General features: G+C 33.3%; 14 protein-coding genes. 11 read left to right on the top strand and 3 right to left on the bottom strand.

The window, feature by feature from the left end:
- Window positions 1–57: 57 nt before the first annotated feature.
- Window positions 58–852: a glutamate dehydrogenase gene (locus tag GIY83_RS21335; RefSeq protein ID WP_208683355.1), complete on the bottom strand. Its 795-nt coding sequence runs from the start codon at window positions 850–852 to the stop codon at window positions 58–60.
- Window positions 853–1,179: 327 nt separating this feature from the next.
- Between GIY83_RS21335 and gdhA the strand changes: the two genes are divergently transcribed.
- The 7 genes from gdhA to GIY83_RS21370 all read left to right on the top strand — a co-directional run bounded on the left by gdhA (window position 1,180) and on the right by GIY83_RS21370 (window position 13,900).
- Entirely contained in the window at window positions 1,180–2,523 is a 1,344-nt protein-coding gene (gene gdhA / locus GIY83_RS21340; RefSeq protein WP_194617340.1) for an NADP-specific glutamate dehydrogenase, read from the top strand.
- 249 nt (window positions 2,524–2,772) lie between these two features.
- Window positions 2,773–5,055: a two-component regulator propeller domain-containing protein gene (locus GIY83_RS21345; protein ID WP_208683359.1), complete on the top strand. Its 2,283-nt coding sequence runs from the start codon at window positions 2,773–2,775 to the stop codon at window positions 5,053–5,055.
- A 139-nt stretch (window positions 5,056–5,194) separates the two neighbouring features.
- Window positions 5,195–5,908, top strand: a complete 714-nt coding sequence (recO, locus tag GIY83_RS21350; protein WP_208683361.1) for a DNA repair protein RecO — start codon at window positions 5,195–5,197, stop codon at window positions 5,906–5,908.
- Window positions 5,909–6,038: 130 nt separating this feature from the next.
- Entirely contained in the window at window positions 6,039–7,928 is a 1,890-nt protein-coding gene (locus tag GIY83_RS21355) for a PQQ-binding-like beta-propeller repeat protein (RefSeq protein ID WP_208683363.1), read from the top strand.
- 59 nt (window positions 7,929–7,987) lie between these two features.
- The gene (locus GIY83_RS21360; RefSeq protein ID WP_208683365.1) at window positions 7,988–9,907 is read left to right on the top strand and encodes a hypothetical protein; all 1,920 of its coding nucleotides are present in this window, start codon (window positions 7,988–7,990) and stop codon (window positions 9,905–9,907) included.
- Between the two features lie 203 nt (window positions 9,908–10,110).
- Window positions 10,111–13,512 carry an isoleucine--tRNA ligase gene (gene ileS, locus GIY83_RS21365; RefSeq protein ID WP_208683373.1) on the top strand — a complete coding sequence of 1,134 codons (3,402 nt, stop codon included), beginning with the start codon at window positions 10,111–10,113 and terminating at the stop codon, window positions 13,510–13,512.
- A 7-nt stretch (window positions 13,513–13,519) separates the two neighbouring features.
- Window positions 13,520–13,900: a TraR/DksA C4-type zinc finger protein gene (locus tag GIY83_RS21370; RefSeq protein WP_007807070.1), complete on the top strand. Its 381-nt coding sequence runs from the start codon at window positions 13,520–13,522 to the stop codon at window positions 13,898–13,900.
- Window positions 13,901–14,156: 256 nt separating this feature from the next.
- Here the strand turns inward: GIY83_RS21370 and GIY83_RS21375 are convergent, their stop codons facing one another.
- Together GIY83_RS21375 and GIY83_RS21380 are read right to left on the bottom strand one after the other, a co-directional pair.
- Window positions 14,157–14,537, bottom strand: a complete 381-nt coding sequence (locus GIY83_RS21375) for a hypothetical protein (RefSeq protein ID WP_194617346.1) — start codon at window positions 14,535–14,537, stop codon at window positions 14,157–14,159.
- Window positions 14,538–14,571: 34 nt separating this feature from the next.
- Entirely contained in the window at window positions 14,572–14,928 is a 357-nt protein-coding gene (locus GIY83_RS21380; RefSeq protein WP_194617347.1) for a roadblock/LC7 domain-containing protein, read from the bottom strand.
- A 178-nt stretch (window positions 14,929–15,106) separates the two neighbouring features.
- Between GIY83_RS21380 and GIY83_RS21385 the strand changes: the two genes are divergently transcribed.
- The 4 genes from GIY83_RS21385 to kbl all read left to right on the top strand — a co-directional run bounded on the left by GIY83_RS21385 (window position 15,107) and on the right by kbl (window position 20,677).
- Window positions 15,107–15,331 carry a hypothetical protein gene (locus GIY83_RS21385; protein ID WP_208683374.1) on the top strand — a complete coding sequence of 75 codons (225 nt, stop codon included), beginning with the start codon at window positions 15,107–15,109 and terminating at the stop codon, window positions 15,329–15,331.
- Between the two features lie 124 nt (window positions 15,332–15,455).
- A complete protein-coding gene (locus GIY83_RS21390) occupies window positions 15,456–16,055 on the top strand; it encodes a lipoprotein signal peptidase (protein WP_208683375.1) in 600 nt (199 codons plus the stop codon).
- 188 nt (window positions 16,056–16,243) lie between these two features.
- A complete protein-coding gene (locus tag GIY83_RS21395; RefSeq protein ID WP_208683376.1) occupies window positions 16,244–19,402 on the top strand; it encodes an exodeoxyribonuclease V subunit beta in 3,159 nt (1,052 codons plus the stop codon).
- Between the two features lie 81 nt (window positions 19,403–19,483).
- A complete protein-coding gene (gene kbl / locus GIY83_RS21400; protein WP_208683378.1) occupies window positions 19,484–20,677 on the top strand; it encodes a glycine C-acetyltransferase in 1,194 nt (397 codons plus the stop codon).
- The last annotated feature ends 102 nt before the right edge of the window (window positions 20,678–20,779 follow it).

Here is a 20,779-nt window from a genome sequence, read left to right on the forward strand (position 1 = left end):
CCCAAATTCCAATCTTATCATTTTGGAATTTGGGATTTTTTATATGTTGGGATTTCTTTAAAATTCTAAATAATAAATATATCCTGCGTTGAACCAAACTTGTGAATCGTTTGATTTGTTTTCTTTGTAAATATCTTTATTCGGATTTAAACCATCAACCCAATCAGAAGCATAACCCTGATAACGGATTTCAAACATTAAATCGCTCATTGTAGTTAGTTTGTAGTGTACCCCAGCACCTACTGTTCCTGATATAACCAGGCCATTTTCGTTAGAGAAACCAAACTGACGTCCATCAGAAGGAGTTAGGTATTTTGGATAAGTGGTTAGAGGAAGTCCTAATGCACCTAGTCTTGATTCAACTTTGGTTCTGTAATAACTCACCTGAAAACCTAAACTTATATAAGGGCTAAAACTGCCAATTGTATTTTCGAAATCGTGAATTTTCATAAAAGGAGAAAATTCTAATTGAGCTCCAAGATTTACTAAGGTCGAGGTGCCATGCATTCCTCTAAGATGTTGTACAAGATTTTTCTTTTTTTCGATGTCAACCCATTCGCCAAAGTGTTCCAGCTTGGTTTGATTAAAAGAAAGTTCAGATCTTACTTTAAAATGTTCTGTAAAAAAACTTTCTCGATTGTTATTGGCAGAAAAGTTTATAAAATGAACAATCCCAATTCCGAATCCTGTGTTTCCAATATTGGTATCAAAATTATTTCTTTGACCAAAATCAGATTGAAAAGTTGAAGGTCCGAATATTATTCCTACTTCTTGGGCGAGACTAGATTGTGCGTTTGCTATTGTAGGTATTCCAAAAAAGGCGAATAGCGTGATTATTATAGGTTTGAGCATGTTTTTGGGCTTTCAAATCTTGGCAAATATATAAAAAACCCTGTCTAATCAAAATATATAAATACTTGTATTAAAAATTTAATAACAAAAAGCTTAAATGTCTAACTTTAAGTGCTGTAATTTCATGCAAATTCAACAGTGTAAAATCGTATTTTTAGTATTGTTTAGAAATAACACAATTTTGCTCCAAAAACGAAAAATATTAACAAACCATGATCGTTTTGCATTATCTTTGCGCGTCATTACGAAAACGTTTTCTTAAAGCATGTTTTTTTAATTGAATTGACTTAAAATTTATCAACTATTTATTGAATAATTTATTTAAAAATGGAACAAAAAATAAATGAATTTATGGCTCTTGTTGAGTCTAAAAATCCAAACGAGCCAGAATTTCTTCAGGCAGTTAGAGAATTTGCAGAAACGGTAATTCCGTTTATTGCAGAGCGAAAAAAATATGATGGAAAAAATTTACTTCTAAGAATTGCTGAGCCGGAAAGATCTATAATTTTTAGAGTTCCCTGGGTTGACGATAAAGGAGAAATAATTGTAAACAGAGGATTCAGAATTCAGATGAACTCTGCCATTGGACCTTATAAAGGCGGAATCAGATTTCATCATACAGTAAATTTATCTGTTTTAAAATTCCTTGCTTTCGAACAAGTATTTAAAAACAGTTTGACAACATTACCAATGGGTGGTGGAAAAGGAGGATCTGATTTTGATCCTGAAGGAAAATCTGATGGCGAAATTATGCGTTTCTGTCAATCATTTATGACCGAATTATGCCGTCATATTGGTCCGGATCTTGACGTTCCTGCAGGAGATATTGGTGTTGGAGCCAGAGAAATTGGTTACTTATTTGGTCAGTACAAAAGAATCAGAAATGAGTTTACCGGAGTTCTTACAGGAAAAGGGCTTGCTTACGGTGGTTCATTAATACGTCCTGAAGCTACAGGATACGGAGTTGTTTATTTTACAGATCAAATGCTTCGTACTATAGGGCATGAGATAAAAGGTAAAAGGGTTGCTATTTCAGGATTTGGAAACGTAGCTTGGGGAGTGGCGCTAAAAATAAATGAATTAGGTGGTAAAGTAGTTACTATTTCAGGACCTGATGGATATATTTATGATGAAGAAGGAATCTCTGGAGAAAAAATCGAGCATATGGTCGAAATGAGGGCAACCGGAGACAACAGAGCTGAACTTTACACAAAGAAATATCCAAATGCTGTTTTCCATAAAGGAAAAAGCCCTTGGGAGGTAAAAGTTGATATTGCTATTCCTTGTGCTACTCAAAATGAATTAACAGGAGAAGATGCTAAAAAACTAATTGATAATGGTGTTTTATGTGTTACTGAAGCTGCAAATATGCCTTCGACATTAGATGCTATTAAATTGTTTTTAGATAATAAAGTACTTTTTGCTCCTGGTAAAGCTGCAAATGCCGGAGGAGTTGCTGCATCTGGGTTAGAAATGACGCAAAATTCTATTCGTTTAAACTGGACTAGTGAAGAAGTTGATTTGAGATTAAAAGATATCATGGTTGGAATTCATAACCAATGTAAAAAATACGGTATGGGAGAAGATGGTTATGTGAACTACGTAAAAGGAGCTAACATTGCCGGATTTGTTAAAGTGGCCGATGCTATGCTTGCTCAGGGTGTAGTGTAAAGTTTAATTACAATTGTAAGATGCCTTCATTTGTCTTTTTAAAAGATAACTGGAGGCATTTTTTTATTTTTCGCCACGAATTCACAAAGTGTTTTGATTTTAAATCCCCTTTTAAGTTAGATTTTTTTCATATTTAAAGCTTAATTTTTCTTAATCTCTTAATGGTTCAAAAAAGAGCTTTATTTAAAGCAGAACAAAAATCAAATACTTTCGTTTGTAGTATATTTGTCTATCCGAATATATTAAGTAATGAAGAGAATTTTTCTGTATGTTTTGTTATTGCTGTTGTTTCAATTTAGTTTCGCTCAGAATAAATTGTCATGGCAGAGTTATTTTTCATTTAATGAAATAAAAGATATTTCAGAAGCTCCAACAGCGGTTTTTGCAGCTTCAGAAAATGCATTGTTTTCTAAAAACACCACTACAAACAACATTAAAACAACCACTACGGTTGATGGACTTTCGGGTCAGACCATTTCGGCTTTATACCACAGCGAAGGATTCAAAAAAACGATCATTGGTTACGAAAATGGTTTGATGATTGTAATCAATGAAAAAGATGGCAGCATATTAAAAGTTGTAGATATTATCAACAAGCAATTGCCGGCAAACCTCAAGAAAATTAATCATTTTATGGAGCATGATGGTTTGGTTTATGTTTCTTGTGATTTTGGAATTGTGCAGTTTAATTTAACCACATCCCAGTTTGGAGATACTTATTTTATTGGTGATAACGGAGCAGAAATCAATATAAGACAAACCGCTTATTTCGACGGATTTATTTATGCAGCAACTTCAAACGGAATCAGAAAAGCCAATAGTACCAATGCCAACCTGATCGATTTTAATCAGTGGGTTTTGGTAAATTCAGGAGATTGGTCGAGTGTAGAAACGTTAGATACAACACTTATCGCGATTAATTCAGGAGGATATATCCATCGTTATAATTCGAATATATTTGTTGGATTTTTGCAGCTTCCACAACCTGCTACAGATATGCGGGCGGTAAATAATAAATTATTTGTGACAACGCCAAATACGGTTTTTGTCTATTCAAATCAAATGGTTTTAAACCGTCAGATTGCCAATACTCAGGTTTTAGATAATACATTGAGTTTTACTTGTGCGACAGCTATTGGCGATCTGCTATACATTGGAACAAAAGAAAAAGGATTGTTTGCATCAACGCTTTCAAATGTTTCGGCTTTCGAAAACAATACGCCGCCCGGGCCAACAAAAAATAATATATTTTCGCTCGATGTAGCGCCAAATGTGCTTTGGACAGTGTATGGAGATTATACTTCATCTTATAATCCTTATCCGCTAGATAGTTATGGCATTAGCAAGTATGATACTTCCGGATGGCTAAATTTACCCTATGAAGATGTTCTTGGAGCAAAATCTATGACCCGTATTATCGTAAATCCCAACAATGATAAACAGGTTTATGCAAGCTCATTTTTTTCAGGTTTATTAAAGATTGAACAGGATGTACCTACGTTTTTATATAATGAAAAAAACAGCGGTTTAGAAAGTATTACAACCGAAGGACCCAATTATATAGATGTTCGTATTAATGGGACTGCTTTTGATAAATCAGGAAATCTCTGGATTACCAATAGCAGAATCAAAAATGGTTTAAAGGTTTTAAAAACAAACGGACAATGGCAAAGTTATTCCACAGCGATAATTCTTGACAATGCCGAACTTGCCAGTTATGCCAATATTGCTATTGATAAAAATAATACAAAATGGATATCGACAAATAGAGAAGGAGTGATTGGTTTTAACGAAAGTACCAATACGTTCAAAAAAATAACTTTTGGGGCAGATGTAGGAAATTTGCCAACTGCAGATGTTCGATCTGTTGCTGTCGATACCAAAGGGCAATTATGGATTGGGACAATAAAAGGATTGAGGGTTTTGTCAAACGTTGGGAGTTTTCAAACGGAGAGTCAGCTTAAAGCAAATCCTATTATTATAATGGATGATAATCTGGCGCAGGAATTATTATACGAGCAATTTATAAATGTAATTGTGGTTGACGGAGCCAATAATAAATGGATTGGTACCGGAGATTCTGGGGTTTTTATGGTATCGCCAAACGGTCAGGAAACCAAATATCATTTTACAATTAATAATTCTCCTTTGCCAAGTAATGTTATTAATGATATTAAAATTAATAGTGCAACAGGCGAGGTTTTTATTGCTACAGATAAAGGTATGGTTTCTTTTAAAGGAATTGCAACCGAGGCCAATGAAGATTTAAATAATGCTTACGTTTATCCTAATCCCGTTCGTCCCAATTATTCAGGAACAGTAAAAGTAGCAGGATTAATTGATAAGGCCAATATAAAGATTACCGATATCGAAGGCAATTTAGTATACGAAACCACTTCGACAGGAGGCACGATAGAATGGGATACAACAGCTTTCGGGCGATATAAAGTAGCCTCGGGAGTTTATATGATTTTTATTTCTGCTCAGGATGGTGGAGAAACGAAAGTTAAAAAAGTAATGATAATTAGATAATGTGGCAATTGAGATAATAAGATAATTGTTTAAAATCTAAATAATCAAAGAACTCATAGGCAAAAGTTTGTAATCAAAAATCTAACAATCTAAAAAAAATCTAAGAAGTCTAACGATCTAATAATCTAACAATCTAATTTTGCTAGTCAAAACCAAAGCCATAGTAATATCATCACTAAAATTTCAGGAAAAAAGTCTGATCGTAAAATGCTTTACACTTTCAAACGGTCTGAAATCTTATTTTGTGCGCGATGCTTTTTCGAGCCGGAAAGCCAGTCAAAAGATTGCTTACTTTCAGCCTTTGTCGATTCTCGAAATCGAAGCCGTGCATAAAAACAAAGGAACGCTGGAGAATTTTAAAGAAATAAAAATTGCAGTTCCTTTTCAAAGCATTCATACAGATATTGTAAAAAGTACCATGGTCATGTTTTTGTCTGAGATGCTTCATTATTCTATTCAGGAAGAAGAGAAAAACGAATTGCTTTTTGTGTTTTTAGAAACCGCCTTAACATGGCTGGATCATCATGACGAAATTTCTAATTTTCATTTGATTTTGCTTTTAGAAATTACAAAATATTTGGGCTTTTATCCGGATGTGTCAGAGATCGATTTGCCTTACTTCGAAATAAACGATGGTGTTTTTACCCTTTTTCATGGTTTGACTGCACTTACAGAACATGAAACCAGCCTCTTTAAAAAATTAATTGATTTGAAATTTGACAATACTGAAAAAGTTTTTCATGTCATCGAAAGACAGATTTTATTGAAGATTCTGATCGATTATTATAGCTTTCACTTAGACGGTTTTAAGAAGCCGAAATCACTTGATATTCTGAAAGAAATTTTTTCTTAAACTGAATGCTATTTTTATATATTTGCGCAGTGAATTTTTATTAAAATTTTCATAATTATTATTTTAATAAGTGAATTCATTACTAAAAACCCCAGTAAAATATTAATTCTTTTAAAGAATAAAAACGACTATGAAGAAAATTACTTTTTCGATTATTTTAGTTTGCTTAGTTGCTTTCTCGGCGACTGCCCAAAGAAAATACGACGAAATAATCACTACAGAGAACAGTGTCAAAGACATGGTTCAAAACGAAATAACAGGAATTGTTGTTTTTAAAGAAGGCGGAACTGTAAAAGGTTTAGATCCTGAAACAAAAAAAATTGTTTGGACATTAACAAAAGATGATTTTGGATCAACTTCAGCGGGTGATATCCTGACTGATCCTGATTTTGGAAAACTTTTTAAAGAAAAAAGTGATTTATCAAGTGTTCCCAGAAGTCCTTATGTAGAGGCTTACATCAATAGTAAATATATTATCATTAATACAGATAGTGGTAAAGTGGTTTACAATTCGTCTAAAGAATCTTTCTGGGTAATGCAGTCAGATTTTATTCCTGAAACAGATGAGTATTTGCTTACTTTGAAAAAAGACGGAGATATGGCAATTGCTTTATTAGATATGAAAACAGGAGAGTTAAAATGGAATACCACTGTAGACAAAGCAAAATCATTATTTAGTTTCTCATTAAAAGAGTCTGCAAATGCCAATAAAGCGACAGTGCACGGATCAGTAATTTATTATTTATTGTACGGAAAACTATATTCATTTGACAGAACTTCAGGAAAATTAAACTGGAAAGCTGAAGAAGATTATTCAAGATTCTTTTTGACTCAAAATGATAAAAATATTGTAGTTGTAAACAGTAAAGGTTTATTTGCAGCCAAAGAATATTTGAATGTTTTGAATACAGAAAACGGAAAAAGTATCTGGAAAGAATCTATCAAAACAAAACGTGTTGTTTATTTAGAAGATTGGGGTACAAAATTGTTAATTGCTCATTATGGAGGTTTTAACTTTTTTGACTTGACTACAGGAGAAAAAATCTGGAAAAAAGATGCTCGTGGAGATGGTTTGAAAAGAGTGATTCCAATCGATCAGGATTTCTTATATGTTGCAGAAAATGAAATGATGCTGATAAACAAAGACGGAGAAAAGCTTTGGAAAAAATTCATTGAAATTTCAGATGACAAAGAAGATCCAATTTATTACTTAGGAAAAGTAGGTGAAAAAGTAATGTACCTTACAGGGACTTATGGAAACATGGTTGATTATAAAACAGGAGTTAAACTTTGGAAACGTAATATTAAGTTTGAAAAAGATCGTCCGGTTTTACCAACTTACGACGAAGCTACAAACTCTTACTTGGTATATAATGACGAGAAATTGTACAAATTTGATCCAAGCATTAGCGATAAGCCAGAACCATTTGCTAAAGTAAATATCAAAAAAGAGAAAGAATTAAATAGTATTGAATTATTTCCTTGGGGAGTTGTGCTTTCAGGACCGCTTGAAGTAATGGGGGTTAATATGGATGGAACTATAAAATACCACCTTACTTATACACAACCAGGTGAAGGAACAAGACGTTTGCTAAAAAGCGCTGCAATTGCTGGAAGTATTGGTTTAGGTGTTGGTTCTGCAGTAAGTTCAGTTAAAGGTGCTGATATAACTATGACATATCGTGATTCCGACGGTAACATGAGAACCGCAGTTGCAAAAGGAGATCAGACAAATAAGGATCAGGCAAAAGCTTATGCAGCTGGGTCAGCAGCTCTTGGCATAGTAGCAGCTAAATTTAACTCTCGTTTTAATGCAATGAAACAAAATAGAGACTTCTCTTATATTTTTGCAAAAGCAGATTCTGGAGAAAAAATTCTTGTAAAAGTGAGTAAAGTTGATGGAGTTGAGGTTGATAAAATTATTTTTAATAACAATAAACCAGTTTATGAAGTAGATCCTGCGACACAAAATATTTTTTATGTGTCTGATAAATCTATTCAAATTTTCAATAAAAAATAAGAAAATTAAAAACCCAAAGCCATCAGAATTTATTTCTGGTGGCTTTTTTTTTTTTGCCTATGAAAAAAACATTACTCTTAATTGCTTTGCTTGTAATTGGTTCAATTCAGGCACAAGAAAAAATAAGTTCGAAGAAAAAGAAATTTTATATTCCGGTTATTCAATATTCAGAATTTCCTGTTCTGGACAATGTGCTGACACAAACCACTTTTTATCAAATGGATAAATCTTTGCAGGAAGAAGAAGCGAATTTAAAAAAGCACTTTTTTGATATTAAAGGATATATAAAAGATCCGGAAAACGGGAAGCTTAAAATTTACGTGACTTTTGCCTTGCCTAGATATACAGATACACAAGTAGATAGTACTTTTAATAAGAAAGAAAATAAATGGACTTATGGTACACATTCTAATTATATCACCAATGTAAAACTAGATGTCAAGTATGGAGATAAAATAATACTGACTAAGGATTTTGGAGGTTCAGAATCCTATTCAATAACTGTGGGGAATAGTCTAGGAGCGATGAAACTTGCAGCCTCAGATCAGGATAAAAAAGTAAAAGCAGCAGTAAAAGATTCAGATTACAGCGATGTGGGACTTGGGTTTGATAATGTTATTTTTAAAACAGCAATCAGAATCCAGGAGTTTTTAAATTATAAATTTGGATATTCAACTGGTGAATCAAAAGAAAGATTTGAATTTGTAACCTCAAAAGGACATTCAGAATACAAGCAGATGCTAGCTTTTGAAACAGAGATTACAGCTCAAATGGAGAAAGTAACCCTTGAAAAAGGTTTAGACGAGAAGTTGCTGGCTCCCCATTTGCAATATCTGGAAAGTTTGTTGGTTAAATATCCGCTTTCGCCTGCTAACGAATATATCCGATTTATTGTTACAAATAATTTAGCAGAAACATATTTACTGCTCGAAAATAAAGAAAAAGCCTTGCTATATGCTAATTTGCTTATCGAAAACGATAAACTGGATTCTCGAGGGGCATCTATTATTGATAGGGTAAATAGAGGAAATTTTGCTGAGAAAAAAATAAGAAGCCATACCAATCGTTTTGCTGATCTTAAAAAGTTAGGTCTTAAAATTGCCGAAGAAAAAGAAGAAAAGAGATTAGCTTTTTTTGAAAAAATACAACAACAAGATGCTGAGTGGGAAATTGAGAAATCAAATCGTGAAGCATATTTAGAAAAATCAAAAATGCAGCGATATAATATGCTTGATTCTATACCTTATCAGCTTAATGCAAATTTGCTTGCTAAAGTAATAGGTAATTTAGGCGGAAGCCAGGCTTTGAAGAAAGTCGAAAAAACACATTTGTTTTCTAAACTTTCTATAGAAGGAAATAAGATACCTCAAACAGAAGAAAAATGGGCCACAAACACCAATTATCTTCTTAGAAAAAAAATGCCGGAAAGCTATTATGAAATCGTGAACGGAGCAGAAGCCTGGAGTCATGACGATCGCGAAAGTGGTGTAAATGCGAAATGGGCAAAACTCACTTCGTACGATTATAGCAATTTGTCTAAAAATGTCGACTTAATCAATTTTCTAACCGATTTAAGACTTGATTTATGGAATAATTTTGAGCTTTTGCCAGATGAAATGTACGAAGGCAGATTGTGCTATCACTTAAATTATTTTGAAAAAACGTTAAGTTCAGGTAACAGAACAATTCCTAAAACAGATTATCATGTTTTTATTGATAAAGAAAATTTCAATATAGTTTCGACGGAGAAAACAGAATTTGATAACGGAAATAAAAGCTTTTTCGAAAGAAAACTTTTTGGAGATTACCGACCAGTTTCGACATTAAATTCAGGAAAAATTCCGCATAAGATTAATTATGAAATAGAAGATTTTAACGGAGAAACCCTTTATCAGGAAACCCGCGAAAAAGTTGAAGTAAATCCTGTTTTTGGAAATAGAATTTTCATGAAAGAAGTTTATTTCGGAGGATTTAAATAGACTTTTCGTTTTATAAAAAAGAATTATTAGAATTGATTGGTTTTTGGTTTAATGGCTCAATTTTTTGAGTTTAGTACCGGAAACTAATCAATTCTTTTGTTTTTGTATCTATTATCTCAACAAAAGTTTGTGAAATTTCAAGAAATTGATGGTCAATAATCCAAAATTCCTTACTTTCGCACCTCGATTAAGAAAAGGATAAAATGAGCACAAAATTTACTGAATACAAAGGACTTGACTTGCCAACAGTAGCGTCAGAAGTACTTGATTTTTGGAAGAAAGAAAATATATTTGAAAAGAGCGTAACAACTCGCGAAGGTGCTGAGCCTTACGTGTTTTTTGAAGGTCCGCCTTCAGCAAATGGTTTACCGGGAATTCACCACGTGATGGCACGTGCGATTAAAGATATTTTTTGCAGGTATAAAACTCAAAAAGGTTTTCAGGTAAAAAGAAAAGCCGGATGGGATACACACGGATTACCTGTAGAATTGGGTACCGAAAAAGAACTTGGAATTACAAAAGAAGATATTGGTAAAACAATTTCTATAGAAGAATATAACGAAGCGTGTAAAAAAACCGTAATGCGTTATACAGACGTATGGAATGATTTGACCGAGAAAATGGGATATTGGGTAGATATGGAAGATCCTTATGTTACTTATAAACCAAAATATATGGAGTCTGTTTGGTGGCTTTTGAAACAAATCTATGATAAAGGTTTGTTGTATAAAGGATATACAATTCAGCCTTATTCTCCAAAAGCAGGAACAGGATTGTCTTCTCACGAAGTAAATCAGCCTGGAGCGTATCGTGATGTTACTGATACTACGATTGTAGCACAGTTTAAAACATTGCCGGAAACCTTACCTGGTTTTCTTCAAGGTTTTGGAGATATCCACATTTTGGCATGGACGACAACTCCGTGGACATTACCATCGAATACTGCTTTAACAGTTGGGCCAAAAATAGATTATGTTTTAGTAAAAACATTCAATCAGTATACTTTTGAACCAATCAATGTTGTTTTGGCTAAGAGTTTAGTTGGAAAACAATTTGGAAAAGGATTTTTCTTAAGTGAAGACGATGCTGACTTTGATAATGTAAAAGAAGGGGATAAAAAACTTCCGTACAAAATTTTAGCAGAAGCAAAAGGAGCTGATTTAGTAGAGATTCGTTACGAACAATTATTGCCTTACGTATTGCCATATCAAAATGCCGAAAATGCATTTAGAGTAATTGCCGGAGATTTCGTTACTACAGAGGATGGAACAGGAGTTGTACATACCGCTCCAACTTTTGGTGCAGATGATGCTAAAGTAGCAAAAGAAGCAAAACCGGAAGTGCCACCAATGTTGGTTCTTGACGAAACCGGAACAGCAGTGCCGCTGGTAGATTTACAAGGGAAATTCACATCTCATTTAGGTGAATTGGCCGGTAAATATGTAAAAAACGAATATTACGATGCGGGACAAGCTCCAGAACGTTCTGTAGATGTTGAGATCGCTATTCGCTTAAAAGAAGAAAATAAAGCCTTTAAGGTTGAGAAATATGTACACAGTTATCCACACAGCTGGAGAACTGATGAGCCGTTATTATATTATCCACTAGACTCCTGGTTCATAAAAGTAACCGATGTAAAAGATAGAATGTTCGATCTGAACGAAACTATCAATTGGAAGCCTAAGTCTACTGGTGAAGGACGTTTTGGAAATTGGTTGAAAAATGCCAACGACTGGAACTTATCTCGTTCTAGATATTGGGGTATTCCGTTGCCAATTTGGAGAACTGAAGACAAAAAAGAAGAAGTTCTTATTGGTTCTGTTGAAGAATTATACAACGCGATCGAAAAATCTATCGAAGCAGGTTTTCAAAAAGAAAATCCGTTTAAAGGTTTTGAAATCGGAAATATGGCTGAGTCTAACTATGATTTAATCGATTTACATAAAAATGTAGTTGATCAGATCACTTTGGTTTCGGCTTCAGGACAACCAATGAAACGCGAAAGCGATTTAATTGATGTTTGGTTCGATTCAGGAGCTATGCCTTACGCTCAATGGCATTATCCTTTTGAGAACAGAGATAAAATTGATGAGAATAAAGATTTTCCTGCCAACTTTATTGCCGAAGGTGTCGATCAGACACGTGGATGGTTTTATACCTTGCACGCGATCGGAACTTTGGTTTTTGATAAAGTAGCCTATAAAAATGTGGTTTCGAATGGTTTGGTTTTAGATAAAGACGGAATAAAAATGTCTAAGAGTAAAGGGAATACAATAGATCCTTTTAAAACTATCGAAGAATATGGTCCAGATGCAACTCGTTGGTACATGATTATGAATGCCAATCCTTGGGATAACTTAAAGTTTGACCTTGATGGAATTGCTGAGGTTCGTCGTAAATTCTTCGGGACATTATACAACACTTATTCATTCTTCTCATTATATGCGAATATTGATGGGTTTAAATATGAAGAAGCTGAAATTCAGTTAAACGAAAGACCTGAAATCGATCAGTGGATCATCTCTGAATTGCATTCTTTAATAAAATTTGTTGATGAATGTTACGAGGATTATGAGCCTACAAAAGCAGCGAGAGCAATTTCTGACTTCGTTCAGGAAAACTTAAGTAACTGGTACGTTCGTTTATGCCGTCGTCGTTTCTGGAAAGGAGAATATGCACACGATAAAATCGCGGCTTATCAAACGCTTTACACTTGTCTATTAACGATCAGTAAATTAAGCGCTCCAATCGCTCCTTTTTTCATGGATAAATTGTACAAAGATTTGACAAGTTCGACAGGATCTGAGCAATATAGCAGTGTTCACTTGGCTCAGTTTCCAAAATTTGTCGAAAACTTTGTTAATAAAACGTTAGAAAGCAAAATGCAGAAGGCGCAAACCATCTCATCTTTGGTTTTATCGCTTCGTAAAAAGGAAATGATTAAAGTACGTCAACCTTTGCAAAAGGTAATGATTCCGGTACTTGACGAAAATCAGAGAGCTGAAATTCTGGCTATTTCCGAGCTTGTAAAAGCAGAGGTAAACGTGAAAGAAATTATACTTTTAGAGGATGATTCAGATATATTGGTAAAACAAATTAAGCCAAATTTTAAAGCCTTAGGTCCACGTTTTGGTAAAGATATGGGGCTGATTTCCAAAGAAATACAGTCTTTTTCAGCAAATCAGATTAACCAGTTAGACAAGCAAGGCACATTAGATATTGTTATTGCTGGAAATAATGTAACTTTATCACTAGAAGACGTCGAAATAACATCTCAGGATATCGAAGGTTGGCTGGTTGCAAATTCAAACGGAATAACAGTTGCGCTTGATATTACAATCTCTGAAGAATTGAAAAACGAAGGTGTCGCAAGAGAGTTGGTAAACAGAATTCAAAATATCCGTAAAGATTCAGGATTTGAAGTTACCGATAAGATTAAAGTTCAAATAAAACGAAATGGTATTTTAGAAGAAGCAATTCTAAAAAATATAGACTATATTAAGTCTGAGACATTAACAGATGAATTGGTTTTTGTGGATAGTTTAGAAAACGGCACAGAAATTGAATTTGATGATATAAAAACAATGATATTAATTTCAAAATAAATATAAAATGATAGATGAAATTACAAGATACTCTGACGCTGATTTGGCAGAGTTCAAAGAAATAATCCAAAATAAAATACAAAAAGCACAAGCCGATCTGGATTTAATAAAAAGTGCTTACATGAATGATTTGAATAACGGAACAGATGATACTTCTCCGACTTTTAAAGCATTTGAAGAAGGAAGCGAAACAATGTCTAAAGAAGCAAACTCACAGTTAGCTATCAGACAGGAAAAGTTTATACGCGACCTAAAAAACGCCTTATTCCGTGTAGAAAATAAAACTTACGGTATTTGTAAAGTAACAGGTAAATTAATTGGCAAAGAAAGGCTAAAAATCGTTCCTCATGCAACAATGAGTATCGAAGCGAAGAACTTGCAACGATAATAAATACTTAATTAAATAAGCGCTCCTTTTAGGGGCGTTTTTTTTTGTTTTTTTTGTTTAATGTTTTGTAGTAATGTTTTTAAGGTGAGGTGTAAACCTTTTGAAAGAATTTGATTATAATTAAAAAAGAAGTGCTAAAATTATAATTCAATTTTTTGTAAGAAGTGGAAAGTATGCGATTTGGGCAACGAAAAGTTTTTTTTAATTAGAACTATCCTGATTAGAGATAGTTCTAATTAAAAAATAAAAATAAAAACTAAGCTAAGTTTTTCTCTAATTCTAATTTGTGTTTTTTTAATACAGCTCTTGTCATTCCTAAATTTGCTTTAGTTGAATCTGCCGCAAGATAGATCATGAATTTTTTGTTTGGAGAAATATCGATAATGTGAATTTGATTCGAAAGTGTGATCAAAATATCTTCGATATCCTGGTTTAAATTTAAGGCTTTTACTGCGCTTAATTTGGCTTTTACAACTTCAAGATTATAGGCTGCTGCAAGTTCAGGATCGAACGCTGGGTCAATTGTTAGGTTTCCAAAGCTTAATCCTGATTCAATTTCGGTTACAGCTACCGCTATAAAGCCGTTTACGTTAGTTTTCATTTCATTTAAAAAAACGTTTAAAAAGTCGTTACTCATAGTTTAGGGTTGTTTTTGGGTTAATAGATTTATGTTATTTTAATAGGGAATTCTTACTTAATTCTGTGGCGACTTCATCAGTTGAGCGCATTAATAAACCCAGATTACTTCCGTCTTTCGAAAATGCAATTATAAAGTTTGTGCCGCTTATTTTATTTCCAATTACAACGCCTTCTGAAGTTTTTAGAAATAGTTGTTTTAATACACCTTTATCTAAATCAATTAAGAATTTTTCGCTCATTGATAAGATTGCAGCACTCATTGCCGCAACACTATCTGCATAATCGATGTGTAATGATGTGATTAATTTTCCTTTTCCGTTTATTATTAATGCAGCAGAAGATTTTGTGGTAACCAGAAAGTCGTTTAGGGTAGATGTTATTTCAGTCATATTTGTAGGATTTAGGAAAACTGTTAAAATTAATTTATTTTGATGGCTATTGGTGAGGAATATTGCTTATTGATCTAAACAAGTGTTAATTTTTACTAACAAATATAAATTAAATTATGTATCATTGTAATAGCAAATCATTAATAATTTTATTTATTTAACATAAAAAACTTACACAATGGCTAAAGTATTGAAATTCAAAGATGTAAACTCTGACGTAGAGCACAGAATGAAGGAATTTGAAAAAATTCGAATTAAATTTAAAGCTGATGTAAAAAAGGCTGAAGCCAAAAAGGCAACCGCTGGAAAAGAGGGTAAAGGCCTGCTTAAGTCTATTTCTGAATTTTTTGCCGATACGCCAAAGACTCCAAAGGCACCAGTCCAGCCAAATACTAAAAAATAGACCTTATATAAGAATAAATAAATTATCTGACATGCCTTAGTTTGTGGCAGAAAAGAATTAACGCTCCATTGGGAGCGTTTTTTTTGATTAAATTGTTACTTTTGCCCCATCAAAATTTAATAAAATGTCATTACCAAAAGCGTATTTCCTTATATTCTTAGTTTTAATTGTTGATCAGCTTTCAAAAATATACGTAAAAACAAACTTTGTTTTAGGTGAAGAAGTTGTCGTTTTTGATTGGTTTAGAATTCATTTTATAGAAAATGAAGGAATGGCCTGGGGAACAAAAATACCGGGACAATACGGAAAGTTGATTTTGACTGTTTTTAGAATCTTTGCTGTATTTGGGATTGCATATTGGTTGTCTGATTCAATTAAGAAACGTCATTCCAATTATTTGATCGTTGCAATTGCCTTAATTTTTGCGGGAGCTGCCGGAAATATTATTGATTCTGTTTTTTACGGGATTATTTTTGATGACAGTCACGGTAATCTGGCAACACTATTCTCGCCGGAACCTTACGGAACATGGTTTCATGGTTTGGTAGTAGATATGTTTTATTTCCCTCTTTGGAGAGGTACTTTGCCAGCTTGGTTCCCTGTTTGGGGAGGCGAAGAGGTTTCTTTTTTTAATGCTATTTTTAATTTTGCCGATATGGCGATTTCTACAGGTGTTGGGATTTTGTTATTTTTTAATAAAAGAGCCTTTCCTAAAACTGCATAAATTTTTAAAATCCAATAATTCAAAATTCCAAATTCCAATAACTGTGTGATAAATACGTCAGACGTTGGAATTTGGAATTTTTCATTATTTGGATTTAGTATTTGATCCACCTATATATTTGAATTTAGAATTTCCATTATTGGGGTTTAATATTTATTGTGCTATTTTTACATTATAAAACTAAAGTTATGCAAAGTCCGTCCTTTTCCCTTTATGATGCCTCTGCAGGTTCAGGAAAGACCTATACTTTGGTGAAAGAATATCTTAAAATTATTCTTTCTTCTCCTAAAAATGATGCTTATCGAAATATCCTTGCCATAACTTTTACCAATAAAGCGGTTCATGAAATGAAAAGCCGTATTGTGGGAAGTTTGTCTGAATTTACAAAAGAAGAACCTTCTGGAAAAGCATTGGATTTAATGGAAAACTTGTCTCGGGACACGGGACTTTCTGTTATTAAAATCAAAACAAAATCGCAAAATATCATCAAGCATCTTATTCATAACTATGCTGCCTTTGATATTTCTACAATCGATAAGTTTACGCACAAGGTAATTCGTGCTTTTGCTCATGACTTGAATTTGCCCATGACTTTTGAGGTTACTTTAGATACTGAAAATTTATTGACAGAAGCGGTTGATGCTATTATTGCGCAAGCCGGACAGGACGAAACACTGACCAAATTGCTGATCGATTTTACGATGGAAAAAACCGACGACGATAAGAGTTGGGATATATCGCGTGAAATTTTAGATACAGGAAGATTGGTCTTGAATGAAAATAATAGAAATGAAATTTCTCATTTTCAGGATAAATCTATTGAAGAGTTTGTAGTTATAAAAAAGAAAATGCTGGCTCTTTGTAAAGATCTGGAATCTGCAAATGAAGTTTTTGCTACAGAAGCTCTTGCTTTGATCGATAAAAACGGAATTGATTTAAAATCATTTTCCCGCGGAACTTTTCCGAATCATTTAGAAAGTATTCGGGATGGAAAATTTAATCCGCGAAATAAAACGTTTCATGAATTTGATGATATCGGGATTAATAAAACGGCCAAAGACAAAGCGTTAATCGAAAATATTATTCCGGAGCTGCTTCAGATTCTGGAAAAAATTTATAAGAATTTTGAAAAAAGAGATTTTTATAAAGCATTTCTAAAAAATATAACACCGCTTTCTCTTTTAAATACCGTTAGTAATGAGTTGGCGAAAATTCAGGCCGAACAAAATATTCTGTCTATTTCTGAATTTAATGCGATCATTCATCGTGAAATTCAGAATCAGCCCGCGCCATTTATATATGAACGTATAGGCGAACGCTATCGTCATTTTTTTATTGATGAATTTCAGGATACCTCAGAGATGCAATGGCAAAATCTGATTCCGCTAATCGATAATTCGCTTTCAGGATTAGATGATTTAGGTAATAAAGGAACTTTGATGATTGTGGGAGATCCCAAACAATCTATTTATCGCTGGCGAGGTGGTAAAGCAGAACAATTTATAGAGTTGAGTAAAGGCCTGAATCCTTTTAATAATCCTGAAAAAGTAATAAAACATTTAGATACCAATTATAGAAGTTATAGTGAAGTAATCGATTTTAATAATTCCTTTTTTAAATTGATTTCGACTGAATTTTCAAATGAAGACTATAAAAATTTATACGAAAATCATAGTTTTCAAAACTCAAATTCAAAAAAAGGAGGTTATGTCAATATTTCTTTTCTTCCAATAATCGAAAAGTCGGATTTTGCAGATGAAGAAGATGTAGTTGAAAAATCGGATTTATATGTTTTAGCAACATTAAACACGATTCAAAAAGTAGTTCTTGAAGGTTTTGAATATAATGATATCGTTATTCTGACTCGAAAAAGAGATCAGGGAATTGCGATTGCCAATTATTTGACAGAACAAAATATTCCGCTTTTGTCTTCAGAAACCTTGATGATTCAAAATGCGACAGAAGTTCGATTAATTGTTCATTTGCTAAAATATCTGCACAATAGTGCTGATCTTGAGTCAAAAGCTAATTTTCTGCATTTTTTGGCTTCGAACAAAGAAATTCAAATGCCTATTCATGACTTTATTGCTCAGGGAATGGCGCATAAATTAGAAGTTGATTTTGAAAAATGGCTTCTGAGTTTTGATGTTGCTTTATCTTTTGAAAATATTAGAAAAAAGTCACTTTATGAAGCAGTAGAAATTATCATTTCGAAATTTGTGCCTCTCGCAGAAGGAAATGCTTACGTACAATTTTTTCTGGATATCGTTTTAGAAAGAGATATTAGAAATCAAGCCGGAATCGCAGATTTTCTTGGATATTGGGATAAAAATGCGGGAAGATTTAGTATTCCTTCCCCGGAAGGGATTAATGCAGTTAGAATCATGACCATTCATAAATCGAAAGGTTTAGAGTTTCCTGTGGTAATTATGCCTTTTGCCGAAGAAGATTATAATCGAAAGCCAAAAGATAAATTATGGCTCGATACTGAAGATGTTGATTTGGATGTTCCGAAAGCTTTAATTGATAATAGCAGTGCTGTTGAAGGTTTTGGTGAAAGTGCTTCGAATGTTTTTAATTTAAAGAAGCAAGAAGAATTGCTCGATAATATTAATGTTTTGTACGTGGCACTGACTCGTGCAGAAGAACATTTGTATGTTATTTCTCAGTCTTTAAAAGAAAGAAAAGATGGTGAGTTTCCTAGTAATATGGCCTCTTTTTTTATTAAATATTTAATTAATAAAGGGGATTACGATTCTGATAAATTAGAATATGAATTTGGAAGTAAAACCAGGCTTTCAAAAGCGACAGAATTAATCGATTTGGTGAAAACGATTCCTGTGGTTTTAGATGTTTTAAATCCTAAAAACATCAAAATAGCACAACGAGAATCCTTAATGTGGGGAACGCATCAGCAAGAAGCGATAGCGTACGGAAATATAGTTCACGAGATTTTAGCTTTTGTTAAAGATAAGTCAGATGTGGATTTGGCCATTGCGAAAGCGATCGAAAATGGTTTGATTACAATTGATCAGGTCGATATGGTTTTGAAATCGCTTCGCGAAATTGTAAATCATCCTGAATTAGCTATTTGTTTTGATGGAAATTATACTATTTTAAATGAGCAAACAATCGTTCAGAAAGAAGGCAGGATATTAAAGCCGGATAGAATTGTTTTAACTCCAAATAAAGAAGCTTATCTTTTAGATTATAAGACAGGAGTAATAAACTCAAAATACACACAGCAAATTCAAGAATATCAGGATGCTATTGAAGATTTAGGATACAAAGTGTTAAAAAAGGCTTTGGTGTATATAGGAACAGGAATCGATGTAGTAAATTTGTGAAGAAATTAATCAGATGTTAAAGAGAAATTTGAGTCTTAATAGGTTTAAGTTGTTAATTTTTAACGTTTTAAATAAATAGAAATGTACGGTAAAATAAAAGAACATTTGCAAAGTGAGTTGCAGACTATTGAAGAAAACGGAATTTTTAAAAAGGAACGAATTATAACTTCTGCTCAGGATGCAGAAATTACTATTTCGACAGGAGAAAAGGTGTTGAATTTTTGTGCCAACAATTATTTGGGACTTTCGTCGCATCCTGAAGTAGTGCAGGCTGCAAAGGACGCTATGGATACTCATGGTTTCGGAATGTCGTCAGTACGTTTTATTTGCGGAACTCAGGATATTCATAAAACATTAGAAAAAAAGATTGCTGATTTTTATGGTACAGAAGACACTATTCTTTACGCAGCAGCTTTTGATGCTAATGGTGGTGTTTTTGAACCATTGTTAGGAGAAAACGATGCAATTATTTCGGATAGTTTGAATCACGCTTCTATTATTGATGGAGTTCGTTTGTGTAAAGCAGCACGTTACCGTTATGAAAATAGCAATATGGAAGATTTAGAACAGCAGTTGATTAAAGCTAATGAAGCTGGAGCTCGTTTTAAATTAATAGTTACTGATGGAGTTTTCTCTATGGATGGTCTAGTGGCGCCTTTAGATAAAATTTGTGACCTGGCAGATAAGTACGATGCGATGGTTATGGTAGATGAATGTCACGCGGCAGGATTTATCGGTGCAACTGGTAAAGGTACACTTGAAGCAAAAGGTGTTATGGGAAGAGTTGATATTATAACCGGGACTCTTGGAAAAGCACTTGGTGGAGCAATGGGAGGTTATACAACTGCTAAAAAAGAAATAATCGAATTATTGCGTCAGCGTTCGCGTCCGTATTTATTTTCGAACTCATTAGCGCCTGCTATTGTTGGTGCTTCTATAAAAGTTTTTGAACTGTTAGAAAAAGATACTTCTTTACGTGATAAATTAGAGTGGAATACAAACTACTTTAAAGATGGAATGAAAAAAGCCGGTTTTGATATCATTGATGGAGATTCTGCAATAGTTCCTGTGATGTTATATGATGCAAAACTATCACAAATGATGGCCAATGAACTTTTGAAAGAAGGTATTTATGTAATAGGATTCTTCTTTCCGGTTGTGCCTAAGGAAAAAGCCAGAATTAGGGTTCAATTATCTGCTGCACATACTAAAGACCACTTAGATAGAGCTATAGCAGCCTTTACAGTTGTCGGAAAAATGTTAAAAGTTATATAATTTCCACATACGGAAATTTTTGTAGGTTTTTTTTAACATTTCATTTTGTATTTAAAAAATTTGGTGTTACTTTTGCTTGTAATTAACTAAATTGTAATTAAA

The sequence above is a fragment of the Flavobacterium sp. SLB02 genome, assembly GCF_009664855.1.
Classification (GTDB): Bacteria; Bacteroidota; Bacteroidia; order Flavobacteriales; family Flavobacteriaceae; genus Flavobacterium.